The following is a 17,960-nucleotide window of genomic DNA, read 5'->3' as shown; positions in this document are numbered from 1 at the left end:
CGACCACAGCCAGGCAGCGCTGTCATGTGACCATAGTCATTGCACGGGCGGTGCAGGCAATCGCGGCCACGCACCGCCAAAGTCGGCATGTTGGCTGATGCCTGGGGGCGACACAGCGCCGGTGGTGCATCACACGCGGGGCAGTGCCGCAGCTCATGAGTCATTGCATGCAGCGTGGCCACATGCATGCTTGGGATGGCCTGCATTGCAGGGCGCCTGCGCGCACCACGCGTGCCGCCTGCTTGTACGCGGCGCAGCAGGCTATACGCAGTTACTGGTTGGGTTATGTCACCGGATGCCCAAACAATCGCTCGGCAGCACAACGATTGCCGGCAGCGAAACCCGCTGCCGGCAACTGGATTATGCGTGTCCACCCACCGAAGGCGTGCGTGCCTCCAAGGCATCCAGCTCGCGCGCCAGTGCTTCGGGCGACTTGGTGTACGGGGCGATCAGGCTGTAGAACGCCGGCACCACGTACAGCGAGAGCAGCGTAGACAACGACACCCCAAAGATCACCACCACGCCGATGGTGGCGCGGCTGGCCGAGCCGGGCCCGCCGGCCACCACCAACGGAATCGCGCCGACCACCGTGGCGATGGAGGTCATCAGGATCGGGCGCAGGCGCACCGATGCCGATTCGACGATAGCCGCATGCACACTGCGGCCTTCGTCGCGCAGCTGATTGGCAAACTCCACGATCAGAATGCCGTTCTTGGCCGCCAAGCCCACCAACATCACGATGCCGATCTGACTGAACAGATTGAGCGTGCCGCCGGTGAGCCACAGGCCGACCAGCGCGCCCAGCACCGCCAGCGGCACCGTCAACATGATCACCAGCGGATGGGCGAAGCTCTCGAACTGCGCGGCCAGCACCAGATACACCACCAGCAAGGCCATGCCGAAGGTGAGCAGCACCGCACTGCCGGATTGCTGGTACTCACGCGATTCGCCCTTCCATTCCACCTGCGCGTACTCGGGCAACTCTTCCTGCGCAGTCTGCTGGGCCCAGGCGATGGCATCGCCCAGCGGATAGCCCGGCGCCAGGCCGGCGCTGATGGTGATCGCGCGCAGCCGATTGAAGCGATTCAAGGTGCCGGCTTCAGCCACTTCACTGAGCGTGACCAGGTTGGACAGCGGAATCAGCTCGCCACGGATCGAGCGCACGCGGATCGCGGTGAGGTCTTCGGGCGACATCCGGCCTTCGCGCCCTGCCTGCAGCATCACGTCGTATTCCTCGCCGTTGTCGACGAAGGTGGTCACGCGGCGTGAGCCCATCAAGGCTTCCAGCGCGCCACCAATCGCAGTGACCGACACGCCCAGATCCGCCGCGCGCAGGCGATCGATATTCACGCGCATCTGCGGGCGGGTTTCCTTGTAGTCCGAATCCGCGCCCACCAGGCCGGGATTGGATTCCATGCGCTGCAGGATGCGGTCGCGCCATTGCGCGATCTCCGCGTAATCCGGGCCGCCCAGCACCATCTGGAACGGTTGGCCGCGGCTGCGCACCAGCCCGCCGCTCACCTGGGTACGTGCACGCACGCCGGTCAGCACGTTGAGTTTCTGCTGCAGTTCGTCGGCAACCTCGGTGGTGGGACGGTCACGTTTTTCCCAATCCTGCAGGAACACACTCACGCGGCCGGTGTGCATTTCCTCGCTGCTGCCAAACCCGCCGGGCACGCGCGGATTGGCACGCACGATGGGTTTGTCCGCGCCCACGTACGGGCGCAGGATGTCTTCCACCTGGTGCATCTGGCCCACGGTGTAATCGAAGCCCGCACCTTCCGGGCCGTCGATCATGATCTGGAAGTTGCCGCGGTCCTCGGCCGGAGCCAGTTCGGACGGAATGCGGCTCATCAACCACGCGCTGGCACCCAGCGCCAACAGCATCAGCAGCGCGAAGATCCAGGTGCGCTGCACATGCCGCTCCAGCGATCGCCCGTAGGCGGCCGACACCGCTTGCATGCGCCCGTTGAACCACTGATGGAACCGATTTGGCTTGGCCTGGTCGTGCGCGCGCAACAGCTTGGACGACATCATCGGCGTGAGCGTCAGCGCCACGAAGGCCGAAATCGCCACCGCTGCCGCCAGTGCCACCGCCAGCTCACGGAACAGCCGCCCGGTATTGCCTTCCAGAAAGCCCACCGGCAGAAACACCGCCACCAGCACCGCGGTGGTCGCAATCACCGCGAACGCCACCTGGCCGGTACCGCGCTTGGCGGCCACCAGCGGCGGCTCGCCGAGGTCGATGCGGCGCTGGATGTTTTCCACCACTACAATCGCATCGTCGACCACCAGGCCGATACACAGCACCAACGCGAGCAGGGTGAGCAGGTTGATCGAGAAATCGAACGCGTACAGCGCAATGAACGCGGCGATCAGACACACCGGCACGGTAACGGCCGGAATCAAGGCCGCGCGTGCGCTGCCCAAGAACACCCAGATCACCACCAGCACCAGCACAACCGCTTCGATCAGCGTGTGATAGACGCGCTCCACCGCCGCATCGATGAAGGTGGTGGTGTCGAAGGCGACGAAGATGTTGGTGCCCTGCGGCAGGGTCTTCTGGATTTCTTCGGCCTGCGCGCGTGCTTCGCGTGCTACGTCCAGCGCGTTGGCGGTGGAGTTGCGCACGATACCCAGGCCCACGTTGGGCACGCCATTGCTCTGGAAATACGCGCGCCGTTCGGCCGAGGTGAGCTCCACCTTGGCCACGTCGCCCAGCCGCACCACATAGCCGCCCTCGCCCTTGCTCAGCGGCAGCTTGGCGAAGTCCTCCGGCTTGAGATAGCTGCGCTCCACGCGCAAGGTGAAGTCGCGCTGCGCCGATTCGATGCTGCCGGCCGGCAACTCCACGTTTTCGTTCTGCAGCGCGGTTTCCACATCGGCCACGGTGAGTGCGCGCGCGGCCAATTGGTCGCGGTCCAGCCAGATGCGCATCGCATAGCGCTGCCGCCCGCCGATGCGCACCTGCGCCACGCCGTCCAGGCTGGAGAAGCGGTCAACGACATAGCGTTCGGCGTAGTCGGACAGCTGCAGCGTGTCCATCGTGCTGGAACTCATGTTGAGCCACAGGATGGGGTCGGCGTCGGCTTCGACCTTGGAAATCTCCGGTGGACGCGCCTGATCCGGCATGCGGTCGGACACGCGGCTGACCGCATCGCGCACATCGTTTGCGGCCGCTTCCACGTCGCGCGTCGGCACGAACTCGATGCTGATGTCCGACGAACCATTGCGGCTGCGCGCCTCGATGGTTTCGATCCCCTCGATGCCGGCCAATGCGTCTTCCAGCACCTGGGTGATGCGGCTTTCCACCACTGCCGCCGAGGCGCCGGTGTATTCCACGTCCACCGAGACGATGGGCGGGTCGATCGCCGGCAATTCGCGCAGCGTGAGCCGGGTGAAGGACATCACGCCCAGCACGATCAGCAACAGGCTCATCACCACCGCCATCACCGGGCGGGTAATGGACAGGTCGGAGAGCTTCATTGCACGGCCTGCTTACCGGCGGTGGCGGTCGCACTGGCGTTTGCCGGCGCGGCCTGCGCGTCGATCTTCAGGCCCGGGCGCAACTTGCCGGTGCCATCCACCACGATGCGCTCACCGGGTTTGACGCCTTCGAGGATTTCCACCTTGCCATCGCGGCGCTCGCCCAGCCGCACGTCGGCGCGCTCCACGCTGCTGTCCGGCTTGACCCGGAACACATACGACTCGCGTCCCACCTGCACCACCGCAATCTCCGGAATCACCAGCGCCTGCCGCGCTGGCTGGAACAGCCGCACATCCAGCAACATGCCCGGGCGCAACCGGCGGTCGTCGTTGGGGAAATCCGCCCGCACGGTGACCGACCGCGTGGTCTCATCGATGCGCGAATCGATCGCCGCCACTTCACCTTCAAACTGCGCGCCCGGGTAGGCCGCAGCACTGCCGTTGACCGCGTTGCCAAGCTCGACCAGGCCGAGCTGCGACTCAGGCACCTGGAAATCCACGTACATGCGCTCGACATCATCGAGCGTGGTGATCACGGTGCTGGCGGTGATCAGCGACCCGGGGCTGACCTGGCGGATGCCGAGCACGCCGGTGAACGGCGCGCGCACCTCGCGGTCGGTGATCTCCGCGCGCATCTGCTGCACGCGTGCCTCGGCGGCGTCGCGCAGCGCACGTTGGGTGTCCACGGTGGATTTGGCCACCAGTTGCTGGCCGACCAGGCTCAGCTGGCGCCGATACAGCTGCTCGGTTTCCTCGAAGGTGGCTTGGGCAGCAGTCAACGCGGCCTGCTGCGAATTGCCACGCAGGCGCAGCAGCAGCTGCCCGGCCTTGACCTCGTCGCCACTGTCGAAGTTGACCTGCTCCACCACATCGCTCACCGCGGCCGTCAGCGCCACCGACTCGCGCGCACGCACGGTCGCGATCGACTGCACGGTCGAATTCCATGGCTGCACGCTCACCGCTTGCACGACGACCGGAATCGGTTTGCTGGCGGCGGGCGCACTGGTCTGGCGGGCGCAACTGGTCAGCCCGACGGCCAACAAAAGCGCCACGCAAAAACGTGCGCTGGGTCGAACAAGCATCAGAACATCCTGGCGGGGTACGGCGAAAGTTTAACGACCCAGCCGCCATGCGGTTGACGAAAAGGGCGTGCTTTGCACCATGACCAAAGACCCTTGTCCTCGTCGCCACGATGCGGTGCTCAGGCAGCCACCACAGCGCGCGCACGTCGCTCAGACCGGCATCACCGGTACTGGAAGCGGCCCGTACCTGCGTACGTGCCGGCGCCTATGCACCTGTTGCTGCCCTGTCTGACCACCGCTTGATTGCGTTGTTGCAGCCTGCCCTCAGCGCTCCAGGCCCAGGTATTCCAGGACATGCCGCGCCAGCGCCTCTACGTTCTCACCATCGGCGTGAAGATGGATTTCCGGGCGCTCGGGCGCCTCGTACGGCGAATCGATCCCGGTGAAATTGGGAATCTGCCCGGCGCGGGCCTTGCGGTAGAGGCCTTTCACGTCGCGTGCCTCGGCGACCGCCAGCGGCACGTCCACGAACACTTCGACGAATTCTCCCGAGTCGAAGCGCTCGCGTGCCAGCTGGCGTTCGGCACGGAACGGGGAAATGAAGCTCACCAGCACGATCAGCCCGGCATCGGCCATCAGCCGTGCCACCTCGGCCACGCGGCGGATGTTTTCCACACGGTCCTCGTCGGTGAAGCCCAGATCGCGGTTGAGCCCGTGGCGCACGTTGTCGCCGTCCAGGATGAAGGTGTGATAGCCCAGCGCATGCAGGCGCTTGTCCACCAGGTTGGCCACCGTGGACTTGCCCGCACCGGACAGGCCGGTGAACCACAGCACGCGTGGCGCCTGGCCCTTGATGCGCGCACGCGCGGCGCGGTCCACATCCAGGTGCTGCCAATGCACGTTGCCGGCGCGGCGCAGCGCAAACTCCAGCGCACCGGCCGCGACCGTGGCATTGGTCTGCCGGTCGATCAGGATGAAGCCGCCCAGCACGCGGTTGCGCGCGTACGGGGCAAAAGCGATCGGCTCGTCCAGCGACAGGTTGCAGTAGCCCACCTCGTTGAGCTCCAGCCGCTTGGCGGCCAGCCGCTCCTGCGTGTTCACATCGACCTTGTGCTTGATCTCGCTGATGCTGGCGGTGACGGTGCGGGTGCCGATCTTGAGCCAGTACGGGCGGCCCGGCAGCAATGCGGCATCGTCCATCCACAGCACGTGCGCGGCGAACTGGTCGGCCACTTCCGGCGGGTCGTCCACGGCGGCGATGATGTCGCCGCGGCTGATGTCGATCTCTTCGCGCAAGGTCAGCGTCACGGCCTGCCCGGCGCGTGCGCTGTCGACCACGCCATTGGCATCCAGCACGCTCGCCACATGCGCGCGGCGCCCGGACGGCACCACCACCACCGCATCGCCGGTGCGTACCTGGCCCGCAGCAATGGTGCCGGCATAGCCACGGAACTGCGCGTTGGGGCGATTGACCCACTGCACTGGCAGGCGCAACCCACTCACTGCATCGGGCGTCTCCAGCTGCACGCCGTCCAGGTGCTGCAGCAGATGCGGCCCCTGGTACCACGGCATGCGGGTGGACGCGCTGGACAGGTTGTCGCCGGCCAGTGCCGACAGCGGAATGCACTGCACATCGGCAATGCCCAACTGCGCCGCCAGGGCGCGGTAGCTGTCGACGATGGTGGCGAACACCTGCGCGTCGTAGTCCACCAGGTCCATCTTGTTGACCGCCAGCACCACGTGGCGAATGCCCAGCAACGAGACGATGTAGCTGTGCCGCCGCGTCTGCACCAGCACGCCCTTGCGCGCATCCACCAGCACCACCGCCACATCGGCGGTGGAGGCGCCTGTGGCCATGTTGCGCGTGTACTGCTCATGCCCGGGGCAATCGGCGACGATGAACTTGCGTTGGTCGGTATCGAAGTAGCGGTACGCCACATCGATGGTGATGCCCTGCTCGCGCTCGGCGGCCAGCCCATCCATCAGCAAGGCGTAGTCGATGCCGTCGCCCTGCGTGCCATGGCGCTTGCTGTCGCTTTCCAGCGCGGCCAGCTGGTCATCGAACAGCCGCTTGCTGTCATACAACAACCGCCCGATCAGCGTGCTCTTGCCATCGTCCACGCTGCCGCAGGTGATGAAGCGCAGCAGCGGTTTGGATTCGTGCTGCTGGAGATAGGCGCCGATTGCGCCGGGATTGGGGAGTGGGGAATCGGGATTTGCAAAAGCGGTCTCCTCCCTCATCTCGTTCGCGGCGAACTGCTGTTGCGATTCCCCATTCCCGATTCCCGATTCACTGCCCATCAGAAATACCCCTCGAGTTTCTTCTGCTCCATCGATGCGCCTGGTGCGTGGTCGATCATGCGGCCCTGGCGTTCGGAGCTGGTGCTGACCAGCATCTCGGCGATCACCGCTTCCAGCGTGTCGGCGGTGGATTCGATCGCGCCGGTCAGCGGGTAGCAGCCCAGCGTGCGGAAGCGCACCGAGCGCAGTTGCGGGGTTTCGCCGGGGTGCAGCGGCAGGCGGTCGTCGTCGACCATGATCCAGGCGCCGTCGCGCTGTACCACCGGGCGCGGCGCGGCGAAGTACAACGGCACCACCGGAATGCGTTCGCGGTAGATGTACAGCCAGATATCCAGCTCGGTCCAGTTGGACAGCGGAAACACGCGCACGCTTTCGCCAGGTTTGGTGCGCGCGTTGTAGAGATTCCACAGCTCCGGGCGCTGATTCTTCGGGTCCCAGCGATGGCGTGCATTGCGGAACGAGAACACGCGCTCCTTGGCGCGCGATTTTTCTTCGTCCCGGCGCGCCCCGCCGATCGCCGCATCGAAGCCGCCCTGCTCCAGTGCCTGCTTCAGGCCCTGGGTCTTCATCACGTCGGTGTGCACCGCCGCGCCATGGCTGATCGGGCCGATGTCCTGCGCGACGCCTTCCGGGTTGATGTGCACGCGCAGGTCCACCGCGGTCTCGGCCGCACGGCGGTCGCGGAAGGCGATCATCTCGCGGAATTTCCAGCGTGTGTCCACGTGCAGCAGCGGGATCGGCGGTGGCGAGGGGGCAAAGGCCTTGAGCAGCAGGTGCAGCAGCACCGAGCTGTCCTTGCCGACCGAATACAGCATCACCGGCGCACGGAACTCGGCGGCGACCTCGCGCAGGATGTGGATGCTCTCGGCCTCGAGACGGTCGAGATGGGACAGGGGCGGCAGGGTCATCAGCGTGTCGTTGGGCATCGGCGGCGAGACCAGCCGATGGTAGGGCAAGGCAGCGCAGTGTGTGGCGGGCCCATGCCGGGCCGAAATAAGCACCCGGCATAACGCGATAACGGCTGATCCTTTCTGGCAGAGCGAACGCTTCCCTAACATCGTTCATCCATTGCCCTCCCTGGAACCGAATGACCGCCGCCAGCCCCGCCGTGCCGCCCAGCCCCTTGCCCGACGAGCGCAAGGAGCTGCTGGAGCGTCTGGTCGACGGTCTGGACGCCCCGTCCCTGTGGTGGCTGTCCGGGTATACCGCCGGCTTGGCGCAGGGTCACCCGCCGCGCTCGCTGGCGGTACTGCCGGGTGGCCAGGTGCATGCGGTGGCACACGAGAGCCAGCGCCTGACCGTGTTGTACGGCAGCCAGACCGGCAATGCCCGGCGGCAGGCCGAGCAACTGGCCGCCGAGGCCGAGGCTGCCGGCGTGAACGTGCGCCTGCTGCGTGCCGACGCCTACCCCACCCGCGAGCTGGCCAGCGAACGCCTGTTGTACGTGGTGATCAGCACCCAAGGCGAAGGCGATCCGCCGGATGATGCAATTGGCCTGGTCGAGTTCCTGAGCGGGCGCCGCGCGCCCAAGCTGCCGGAGCTCAAGTACGCGGTGCTGGGCCTGGGCGATTCCAGCTACGCCGATTTCTGCGGCATTGCGCGGCGGATCGACGAACGCCTGGCCGAACTCGGCGGCAGCCGCGTGCAGCCGCGCGGCGAAGCCGACCTGGACATCGACAGCGTCGCCACACCCTGGCGCACGCACGCGCTGCGGCATGCGCGCGAGCAGCTCAAGAGTGCCCAGCCATCGGCCACGGTCACGCCGCTGCGCAGTCAGCCGGCCGCGCCAGTGTGGTCGCAGCAGCACCCGTTCGCCGCCGAGTTGCTGGCCAACCAGATCATCAGCGGGCGCGATTTCAAAGGCCCGGGCTTCCGTGTCTATGGCCCGGCGATCAAGCGGGTGCGCCACCTGGAGTTCTCGCTGGACGGCAGCGGGCTCAGCTACGAGCCCGGCGATGCACTTGGCATTCGTCACCGCAACCCGCCGGCGCTGGTCGATGCGGTACTGGAGAGTCTGCGCCTGGATGGTCATGCATCGGTCACCATCGGCGAGGACACTCTGCCCTTGAACGAGTGGCTTGCCACGCGGCGCGAGCTGACCAAGCTCTCGCGGCCCTTCCTGGCCGCCCACGCCGAGCGTGCACATGCAGACGAACTGCAGGCGCTGCTCACCCCGACCCAGACTGCCGGCCTGGCGTCGCTGCTCTCCGATCACCAGTTGATCGACGTGCTGCGACGCTGGCCGGCGGATTGGGACCACGGCGGCCTGCTGGCTGCCCTGCGTCCGCTCACCCCACGCCTGTATTCCATCGCCTCCAGCCGCAAGCGCGTGGGCGAGGAAGTACACCTGGTGGTGGATGAACTGCATTACCAGGCGCACGGCCATGGGCACGTGGGTTCGGCCAGCGGGTTTCTGGCGGCACTGGCCGAAGGCGACACCGCGCCGGTGTATATCGAACCGAACGAGCGCTTCCGCGTGCCGGCAGATCCGGACCGCGACATCCTGATGATCGGCCCGGGCACCGGCGTGGCACCGTTCCGCGCATTCGTGCAGGAACGTGCCGAAACAGGCGCCAAGGGACGCAACTGGCTGTTCTTCGGTGCGCAGCATTTCAACACCGACTTCCTGTATCAGGCCGAATGGCAGCAGGCGCTGCAGCGCGGCGAGCTGCACGCACTGGAACTGGCGTTCTCGCGCGACGCGGCAGAGAAGATGTACGTGCAACACCGCCTGCGCGCCCGCGGCGCCGAGGTCTACGCCTGGCTGCAAGGCGGCGCGCATGTGTATGTGTGCGGCGCGATCGGCATGGGCAAGGACGTGCACGCCGCGCTACTGGACATCGTCGCCACCCACGGCGCACTCGATGCCGAAGCGGCCGCGGCGTATCTCACCCACCTGCAGGTGGAGGGACGCTATGCGCGCGATGTTTATTGAGGCCGGGATTCGGGAGTGGGGATTGGGGATTCGTCAAAGCGGATGTCCGAAGTCTTTGTGTTGCCTGGACGCTGCGCGCGTTGTGCTGTTGCCAATCCCGAATCACGAATGCCGAATCCCGTCATGACCCATTCCGTCGAAGACATCAAATCCACCAGCCGCCGCTTGCGCGGGTCGCTGGAGCAGAGCCTGGCCGATCCGGTCACCGGGGCGTTGCGCGAGGACGATCAGACGCTGATCAAGTACCACGGCAGCTACCAGCAGGACGACCGCGACATCCGCGATGAGCGGCGGCGGCAAAAGCTCGAGCCGGCGTATCAGTTCATGATCCGCACGCGCACGCCGGGCGGGGTGATTTCACCCAGCCAGTGGCTGGCACTGGATGGCATCGCCACGCGCTATGCCAATCATTCGCTGCGCATCACCACGCGCCAGGCGTTCCAGTTCCATGGCGTGATCAAGCGCGAGCTCAAGGCCACGATGCAGGCGATCAACGCCACCTTGATCGACACGCTGGCCGCCTGCGGCGATGTGAATCGCAATGTGCAGGTGGCGGCCAACCCGCTGCTGTCGCAGGCGCATGCCACGCTGTATGCCGATGCCGCGCGCGTGTCCGAGCATCTGCTGCCCAACACGCGTGCCTATTACGAGATCTGGCTGGACGAAGAGCGCGTGTCCGGCTCAGGCGCTGAAGACGAGCCGATCTACGGCGACCGCTACCTGCCGCGCAAATTCAAGATCGGCTTTGCCGCGCCACCGCATAACGATGTGGACGTATTCGCCAACGACCTGGGCTTCATCGCCATCCTGCGCGAGGGACAGCTGCTCGGCTACAACGTCAGCATTGGCGGCGGCATGGGCGCCAGCCACGGCGATGCGGAAACCTGGCCGCGCATCGCCAACGTGATCGGCTTCGTCACCCGTGATCAGTTGCTGGATATCGCCACGGCCGTGGTCACCACCCAGCGCGACCTCGGCAATCGCGCCGTACGCAAACGCGCGCGCTTCAAGTACACCATCGACGATCACGGCCTGGAGAACATCGTGGCGGAGATCGAACGCCGCGCGGGATTCACCTTGCAACCTGCGCAGCCGTTTGCATTCGCGCACAACGGCGACCGCTACGGCTGGGTGGAGGGTGAACAGGGCGACTGGCATCTGACGCTGTCGCTGCCGGCCGGGCGCATTGCCGACACCGACACGGCCGCACATCTGAGCGGGCTGCGCGCGATCGCGCAGTTGCAGGTGGGCGAGTTCCGCATGACGCCCAATCAGAACCTGGTGATTGCCGGCGTACCGGCCAACCAGCGCGCGCAGATCGACCAACTGGTGGCGCAGTACGGCCTGGACGCCGGCAACCTGGCGCCGACCGCGTTGGCGCGCGGCGCGATGGCCTGTGTGGCCTTGCCGACCTGCGGGCTGGCCATGGCCGAGGCCGAGCGCTATCTGCCGGATTTCAGTGCAGCACTGCAGCCGCTGCTGGAGCGTCACGGGCTGGCGCAGACGCCGATCGTGCTACGCCTGTCCGGTTGCCCGAACGGCTGTTCGCGGCCATATCTGGCTGAAATCGCGTTGGTCGGCAAGGCACCGGGCCGCTACAACCTGATGCTGGGTGGCGACCGCCGCGGCCAACGCCTGAACACGCTGTACCGCGAAAACATCAACGAAGCCGACATCCTGGCCGCGCTCGAGCCACTGCTGGCGCGCTATGCCGCAGAGCGCGACCAACACACCGATGAAGGCTTCGGCGACTTCCTGCATCGCAGCGGCCTGATCGCCCTGCCGCCCTACCCCACCCACCGTCATCTCGACCTGGAATTGCTCGCATGACCGCGCTGCCTGCCACATCGATCGCCGCTCCTTCGCTGGACGACCTGGACGCGCTCAACGCGCATCTGGAGACGCTGCGCGCCGACGAACGCGTTGCCTGGGCGCTGCAGCACGGCCCCCAACAAGCGGCGCTGTCGTCCAGCTTCGGCGCGCAGTCGGCGGTGACGTTGCACCTGCTCACCCAGCAGCGCCCGGACATTCCGGTGATCCTGATCGACACCGGCTACCTGTTCCCGGAAACCTACCGCTTTGCCGATGCATTGACCGAACGCCTTTCGCTCAACCTGCAGGTGTATCGCCCGCTGGTCAGCCGCGCCTGGATGGAGGCACGCCACGGGCGCTTGTGGGAACAGGGCATGGTGGGCATCGACCAGTACAACAACCTGCGCAAGGTCGAGCCGATGCGCCGCGCACTGGACGAACTCAACGTCGGCACCTGGTTCACCGGCCTACGCCGCAGCCAGTCCGGTGGGCGCGCGCAGACGCCGATCGTGCAAAAGCGCGGGGACCGCTACAAGATCAGCCCGATCGCCGACTGGACCGACCGCGACGTCTGGCAATACCTGCAGGCGCACGCACTGCCGTATCACCCGTTGTGGGAACAGGGCTATGTGTCGATCGGTGACTTCCACACCACACGTCGCTGGGAGCCGGGCATGCGCGAAGAAGACACGCGCTTCTTTGGGCTCAAGCGCGAGTGCGGCATCCACGAAGACATCTGAGCCGCGCGCAGCAGTGCGCAGGCCAGCGCCTCACCGCCGCAGCCTGCGCACGCTCCAGTAATGATCGAACGCCCACAACAGCAGTAACGATGCGCCCATCAGCGGGAACAGCAGCCCGCACAGCACCAATAGCGCCAGCACGCCGCGCAGCGTGCGCGGATCGGCCGGCAATGGCGGCACACCGAGACCGCCGACCGGGCGGCGCTTCCACCACATCACCGCCGCGCTAACACACAGCAACACGATGGCCGCACACGCCAGCAGCAAAAGCAGTTGATTGGCGGTGCCGTATTGCTGGCCCAGGTGCACGTTGACACCCCATTCCAGCGCCCTCGCCAGCGGGCCGTAATCGCGGTAGCGCATGTCCAGCAACACCGCACCGCTGTATTGATCCAGGTGGATCACCCGCTGCCGCTGCAAATCGTCCGGATACACCGAAGCGGTATACACACCGCTGGCACCACGTGGCAGCGCCACGCTATAGCCGGCTGCGATGCCGCGCGCATCGAAACGCGCCAGCGCCGCATCCAGCCCCAGGGCACCGACACCTGGCGCTTCGCCCAAGCCACTGCCGCCGCCATGCGCGGCGTGATCTGCATGCGCGGTATCGGTTTGTGAGGCACGCGCAACGTGTGCGGCATGTGCAGCGTGTTCGCTGTGTTCGGCATGCGCCGCATGCGCCATCGCCGGTGCCATGGCATCCGCTGCGCCCATGTCCATCGGCATCGGTCTGTCGGACGGCAGCGTCGATTGCGGCAGCCGTGCCTGGCGCAAGGACCAGCTCGGCTCGCCGCTGTCGGTGAGCCGCTGTTGCGACATCGGCAACTGCACGCGCAGCCCGGCCGGGTAACCGAAGTCGTGTCCGTTGACCCAGCGATTGACCTGTGCGCCCCACAGCCACGACCACGGCATGCCGGTCAGGGCCAGAAACAGCAGCACCGCTCCAACCCCGGCACCGGTGACCGCGTGCAAGTCGCGCCAGAACACCCGCTGCGCGGGACGGCCACGCACGCTCACCACCCCGCTGCGGCGGCCGCGTGGCCACCACAGGTACACGCCGGTCAGCACCAGCACAATCGCCCACCCCGCGGCCATTTCGATCAGGCCACGCGCGAGGGGACCGAGCAGGTCCAGGCTGTGCAGCCGGCGAATGGTCCAGCCCAGCGTGCCATGCTCGGGCAGCATGCCCAGCACACGCCCGCTGTATGGGTCCACGTACACCACCTCGCGCGCGCCGTCGGTGCGTAGCACGCCGATCTCGGCGCTGGCATCGGCACGGTCGGGCGTGGTGTAGCGAAACACCGTCCCCGCCTGCGCACGCTGCGCGGCATCCACCAACTGCTGCGCCGACAACCGTGCCGGGCCCACCGGCACCACTTTCAATGCGTGATGGGCCGTGCGGTCGATGGCATCGTGATAGAGGAAAGCCGCACCGGTCAGCGCCAGCCAGGCAATGAAGGGCAGCACCAGCAATCCGGCGTAGAAATGCCAGCGCCACACCGCGCGGTACAAGCGCCAACGACGCCCTTGCGCGATCTCGTCGGCAGCGGCCACGGGGGCAACGTGCTCGGTCGCAGAGACTGACATCAGAAACTCCAATCCCAGGACAGCGACAGTGCACGGCCGTCACCCGGCGAATAGCCCGAGCTACCGCTGTCGTACCAGGCATAGACGTAGCTGCGGTCGGTGGCATTGCGCAGTTGCAGCGACACCGTATTGCGCGCATCCACGGCCCAGCGCGCGCCAAGATTGAGCAGGGCATAGCCACCGGTGCGCCCCAGCGTGTTGGTGCGCTCCAGGTAATAGTCGCCCTGTGCATTGCCCCAGGCACTGAGTTGCAACGCCGGAGTGAGCTGCCACTCCACGCCCGCGGTGGCCAGCCAATGCGGCACGTTTTCGATCTCGCGGCCGCGCGTGGCTGGCGCGCTGGGATCGGGCGTGGCGATGCTCGCCTTCTGCCGCGAATACGACAGCCACGCACGCCAGTGCTCGGCCGGCTGCAGGTTGAGCTGCGCATCCCAGCCACGCCGCAGCGTACGCCCGACGTTGGCCACATCGCCCACGCCGGCCACACCATTCACACCCAGGATGGTGGCCACCTCGCCGGACGCGCGTTGTTCCCAATACGCCAGCCGGCCATCGAGCACGGCGGTGGGCGCGAACTTGAAGCCCGCTTCCCAGCCATCGTTGATCGACGGGCCCAGGTTGCCGGGCTGCCGGCGGTACGCCCCATCACCGGTGCCGATCTGGAAGGTGCGCCCCCAGTTCGCGTAGGCGCTGCTCTGCCCGGCAAGCCGGTAACTGGCACTGAATTTGGGCTGCTTGATGGTGTCGTAGTCGTAGCTTGGCGCAGTGATGCCGGCGCGCAGATCCCGCAGCTCGCCATCGACGCGGTCGATGCGGTAGCCGGGCACCAGTTGCAATCGCTCGGTCGGTTTCAGCACGGCCTGCACGTAGGCGCCGCGCGTGCGCAGGTCGTAATCCCAGTCGCGCAACTGCGCGCTGCGCACGCGTGCCGCGGTGCGGTAGCGCTGCGACTGGTTGTCCTGCCATTGCGCGTCCAGGCCGGCCTCCAGCGTGGTCGGTAGCGCCTGCCAGCCCGGCTGCCAGTTGCCGCGCAGCAGCATGCCCTGATGGGTCTCGTCGGTATCGCGTTCCTGTTGCAGGCCGGCTTCGGAAAAACGCACCCAGCGCTGGTTGTGGTATGCGTTGCGGTAGGCCTTGGCGCTCCACTGCGCATCACTGCCGAGCGTGCCGTCTGCATGCAGCGCGGTCTGGCGCAGCGTGCGTTCGCTGCGATCGTCCTGCGCATACGCGGGCGAGCTGCGTGGCGCGGCGCGTGCGCTGGCCGCATCCAGATACCCGGCCTCCAGTGCGTGGTTGTCGTAATAGCGGGTGGTCAGCCCGGCACGAAACGCGCCGCCCGGGTCGGTGTAAAACCATTTGCCGGCCACGCTGCGTTTGCGTGCATCGGCGTGATCGCGGTAACCGTCGGAATCGCGCCAGGCCAGCACGTAATTCTGGCTCCAGGCGCCGCGCTCGATGCCCTTGCCGAGCTGCACTTCGCGCGCGCCGAAGCTGCCGGCAGTCACGCTCAGTCGCCCGTCGTTGCCGCCGGTACGGGTCAGCACGTCCACGCTGCCGGCGATGGCATGCAGTCCGTAGCGCGCATCGTTGGTGCCGCGCACGATCTCGATGGCCGAAATATCCTGCGGAAACACCGCATCCAGATACGGCATGCCGCCGGCATTGTCGTTACTGGGAATGCCATCGATCAGCAGCTTGACCGCATTGATCCGCCCTTCGCCATTGAAGCCGCGGAACGAAAACCGCCCCGCGTCGGTGCCCATGCGGAATGGAGTGACCTGTACGCCGGGCGCACGCATCAGCAGCTCCCAGCTGTAGTCCACATGCTGATCGTGCAGCAACGCGCCGCCGATCACGTCCACCGAACTCAACACGCTCGCCGCACTCTGCCCGCGCGTGGTGTGCGCGTTCACCTGCACCTTGCCCAGGGTCAATGCGGCGTCCTGCGCCTGTGCATGACCCGCCATCCCGCATGCCATCGCCAACGACGGCGCGGACCACAGCGCTTTCAACCACCACACTCGCATGTCACACCCTTTGCCGTGCGTGCACGGACAACGCCACCGCGCGCGACGCCCGTAAGGGCCGCACGGTCAACGGAAGAGAAAGCGCGGCAGCCGCCATCGCGTGCACAGCACGCCTCGCGCACGCCAGCAGGTGGCACACGCCGATACGGAAAGAACAGCGGGCGCTCGCGCGTTGCCCAGCCTCAGGCGGGCAGCGGCGGCCCGCGTGCGCCCAGCGCCGGCCAGCGCAGCGCGCGCCATGCATGCGTCCACGTCGGGGCAGCGGGCTTGCTCGGCCGCAGCTGCAACAGGCACAGCACCACCAGCGCGAGCGCGCCCAACAGACGCGCTGCCAGCACGCAGTAATCGCACGCGTCCGCATGCGCACCGGCGTCCTGCGCAGGCGCCGCGTGATGGGACGCCGGCGCATCCATGACGTGGTGCTGCGCTGCGCCCATGCTCGGCATCGGGTGGTGCGCGCCATGCGCAGATGCCGCAGCGCCAGCGGCCTGGCTGGTGCACATTGGCTGCGCCAGTGGCAGCTGGCACCAGCGGCTGATCAGCGGCGCCACCAGCATCAGCGCAACCGCCAGCACGGCAAGCGACTGCAACACGCGGTGGTGGCGGAGCGAACGGAGCATCCGGCGAGTGTAAGCCGGTACATCGCAACCGGCGATGGTCGCGGCCGGTGCGCGACGCGATGTCGCACCCTTCACCCGCGGCCGCCACCGGCAGCGATCGCCTGGACGGGCTGCGGTGCACACAATGCGGGCACAGCCATGGCCTATGCTTGGCGCCTATCACTTTGACCCGTGCACGCATGAGTACTGTCCTGTCCGATCCAGCGGCCGAGCCCCTGCCGTGTGCGCCCAAGCCGCCGAGCGAGGCCTTGCGCCTGCAGGCCCTGCGCAGCTACGGCATCCTCGACACCCCGCGCGAGGCCGCTTTTGAGGACATCACCAAACTGGCCTCGATCATCTGCCAGACCCCGATCGCGCTGATCAGCCTGGTGGATGCGGACCGGCAGTGGTTCAAGAGCGAGCGTGGCATGGGCGAACGCGAGACACCGTTGTTCAAGTCGATGTGCGCGCATGCCTTGCTCGATAACGACGTGCTGGTGGTGCCCGACACCCGCGAAGACGCGCGCTTTTCGCGCAACCCGTTGGTGACCGGCGAATCGCCGCTGTATTTCTATGCCGGTGCGCTGCTCAAGACCCCGGACGGCCTGCCGCTGGGCACGGTCTGCGTGCTGGACCGGCAACCACGCCAGCTCACCGACGAACAGGTCGATGCACTGCGCGCGCTGGCGCGCCAGACCATGGCCCAGCTGGAGTTGCGCCGCGCGTTGCTGATCGCCGAAGAGTCCAACCGTTACCGCAGCCGGCTGATGGCCATCGCCGGCCACGATCTCAAGACCCCCCTGCGCACGGCCGCCTATGCCATCGACAAGATGCGCCGGCATGCCAACGTGGACACCATTCCCACCCTGGTCACCGCACGCGATGCGATCGGCACCGTGGCGCGCAGCCTGGACGAACTGGCCGCATTGGCGGCGGCCAGCAAGTCGGCCAGCCCGGATCTGCAGCCGTTGGCGCTGGAAGACGTGATCCACGCGGTGCTCGGCGTATGGCGCCAGCCGGCCAGGGACAAGTGCCTGTCGCTGCGGCATGTGCCCACCTCCTTGCGCGTGCGCAGCCATTCCACCTTGCTGACCACCTTGATCGGCAATCTGGTCGGTAATGCAGTCAAGTACACCGAACGCGGCCAGGTGCTGGTGGGCTGCCGGCGCCGTCCCGGCCACGCGGTGGTGGAAGTCATCGACAGCGGCATCGGCTTGAATCTGGAGCACCCCGAAGACGTGTTCCAGGCGTTCCGCCAGGCCGACCCGGGCAGCGACGGCCTGGGCATCGGCTTGTGGATCGTGCATCGCACCGCCGAAACCCTGGGCTGCCAGGTCGAAGTGCGCCCGCGCCCGAGTGGCGGCACGCGCTTTTCGGTCACCATTCCACTGGCCTGAATAAAAAATGGCGGACCCGGGCTCCCGTCCCGAATCCGCCACCAAGCACGCCAG

At 66.8% G+C, this 17,960-nt stretch carries 11 protein-coding genes; 4 read left to right on the top strand and 7 right to left on the bottom strand.

Features of this window, described 5'->3' with window-relative positions:
- Positions 1–360 precede the first annotated feature (360 nt).
- The 4 genes from QRM89_RS20325 to cysD form a co-directional block, all read right to left on the bottom strand.
- Entirely contained in the window at positions 361–3,486 is a 3,126-nt protein-coding gene (locus QRM89_RS20325) for an efflux RND transporter permease subunit (protein WP_076054059.1), read from the bottom strand.
- Entirely contained in the window at positions 3,483–4,568 is a 1,086-nt protein-coding gene (locus tag QRM89_RS20320; protein ID WP_285448872.1) for an efflux RND transporter periplasmic adaptor subunit, read from the bottom strand. Before QRM89_RS20320 ends, QRM89_RS20325 begins: the two co-directional genes overlap by 4 nt.
- Before the next feature lie 264 nt (positions 4,569–4,832).
- On the bottom strand, positions 4,833–6,749 hold the full coding sequence (gene cysN / locus QRM89_RS20315) for a sulfate adenylyltransferase subunit CysN (protein ID WP_285448870.1): 1,917 nt from the start codon (positions 6,747–6,749) through the stop codon (positions 4,833–4,835).
- Between the two features lie 59 nt (positions 6,750–6,808).
- Positions 6,809–7,717 (bottom strand): sulfate adenylyltransferase subunit CysD, encoded by a 909-nt coding sequence (cysD, locus tag QRM89_RS20310; protein ID WP_011038279.1) that lies wholly within the window; start codon positions 7,715–7,717, stop codon positions 6,809–6,811.
- Positions 7,718–7,896: 179 nt separating this feature from the next.
- On the opposite strand from cysD, the gene QRM89_RS20305 reads away from it, so the two are divergent.
- The 3 genes from QRM89_RS20305 to QRM89_RS20295 all read left to right on the top strand — a co-directional run bounded on the left by QRM89_RS20305 (position 7,897) and on the right by QRM89_RS20295 (position 12,296).
- A complete protein-coding gene (locus QRM89_RS20305; RefSeq protein WP_285448868.1) occupies positions 7,897–9,744 on the top strand; it encodes an assimilatory sulfite reductase (NADPH) flavoprotein subunit in 1,848 nt (615 codons plus the stop codon).
- Between the two features lie 108 nt (positions 9,745–9,852).
- Positions 9,853–11,574, top strand: a complete 1,722-nt coding sequence (gene cysI / locus QRM89_RS20300; RefSeq protein WP_267129695.1) for an assimilatory sulfite reductase (NADPH) hemoprotein subunit — start codon at positions 9,853–9,855, stop codon at positions 11,572–11,574.
- On the top strand, positions 11,571–12,296 hold the full coding sequence (locus tag QRM89_RS20295) for a phosphoadenylyl-sulfate reductase (RefSeq protein ID WP_011038282.1): 726 nt from the start codon (positions 11,571–11,573) through the stop codon (positions 12,294–12,296). Before cysI ends, QRM89_RS20295 begins: the two co-directional genes overlap by 4 nt.
- Before the next feature lie 30 nt (positions 12,297–12,326).
- Here the strand turns inward: QRM89_RS20295 and QRM89_RS20290 are convergent, their stop codons facing one another.
- From QRM89_RS20290 to QRM89_RS20280, 3 genes are all read right to left on the bottom strand, one after another.
- Positions 12,327–13,883, bottom strand: coding sequence for a PepSY domain-containing protein (locus QRM89_RS20290; protein WP_285448861.1), 1,557 nt, complete (start codon positions 13,881–13,883; stop codon positions 12,327–12,329).
- Positions 13,883–15,886 carry a TonB-dependent receptor gene (locus QRM89_RS20285; protein ID WP_285448940.1) on the bottom strand — a complete coding sequence of 668 codons (2,004 nt, stop codon included), beginning with the start codon at positions 15,884–15,886 and terminating at the stop codon, positions 13,883–13,885. The genes QRM89_RS20290 and QRM89_RS20285 overlap by 1 nt, the downstream gene beginning before the upstream one ends.
- 206 nt (positions 15,887–16,092) lie before the next feature.
- Positions 16,093–16,530, bottom strand: coding sequence for a DUF2946 family protein (locus tag QRM89_RS20280; RefSeq protein WP_285448858.1), 438 nt, complete (start codon positions 16,528–16,530; stop codon positions 16,093–16,095).
- Between the two features lie 179 nt (positions 16,531–16,709).
- Between QRM89_RS20280 and QRM89_RS20275 the strand changes: the two genes are divergently transcribed.
- Positions 16,710–17,906, top strand: a complete 1,197-nt coding sequence (locus QRM89_RS20275; RefSeq protein WP_029628869.1) for a GAF domain-containing sensor histidine kinase — start codon at positions 16,710–16,712, stop codon at positions 17,904–17,906.
- Positions 17,907–17,960 lie beyond the last annotated feature (54 nt).

Origin of the sequence: Xanthomonas sp. LMC-A-07, from assembly GCF_030208825.1 — a bacterium.
GTDB classification, from domain to species: Bacteria; Pseudomonadota; Gammaproteobacteria; order Xanthomonadales; family Xanthomonadaceae; genus Xanthomonas; species Xanthomonas campestris.
Note: the sequence above shows the minus strand (reverse complement) of the source record. Positions and strands in the feature narration are given on the sequence as shown.

Coding starts and splice junctions, on each gene's coding strand:
- QRM89_RS20325 (WP_076054059.1), bottom strand. CDS start 3,486: ATGAAGCTCTCCGACCTGTCCATTACCCGCCCGGTGATGGCGGTGGTG.
- QRM89_RS20320 (WP_285448872.1), bottom strand. CDS start 4,568: ATGCTTGTTCGACCCAGCGCACGTTTTTGCGTGGCGCTTTTGTTGGCC.
- cysN (WP_285448870.1), bottom strand. CDS start 6,749: ATGAGGGAGGAGACCGCTTTTGCAAATCCCGATTCCCCACTCCCCAAT.
- cysD (WP_011038279.1), bottom strand. CDS start 7,717: ATGACCCTGCCGCCCCTGTCCCATCTCGACCGTCTCGAGGCCGAGAGC.
- QRM89_RS20305 (WP_285448868.1), top strand. CDS start 7,897: ATGACCGCCGCCAGCCCCGCCGTGCCGCCCAGCCCCTTGCCCGACGAG.
- cysI (WP_267129695.1), top strand. CDS start 9,853: ATGCCGAATCCCGTCATGACCCATTCCGTCGAAGACATCAAATCCACC.
- QRM89_RS20295 (WP_011038282.1), top strand. CDS start 11,571: ATGACCGCGCTGCCTGCCACATCGATCGCCGCTCCTTCGCTGGACGAC.
- QRM89_RS20290 (WP_285448861.1), bottom strand. CDS start 13,883: ATGTCAGTCTCTGCGACCGAGCACGTTGCCCCCGTGGCCGCTGCCGAC.
- QRM89_RS20280 (WP_285448858.1), bottom strand. CDS start 16,530: ATGCTCCGTTCGCTCCGCCACCACCGCGTGTTGCAGTCGCTTGCCGTG.
- QRM89_RS20275 (WP_029628869.1), top strand. CDS start 16,710: ATGAGTACTGTCCTGTCCGATCCAGCGGCCGAGCCCCTGCCGTGTGCG.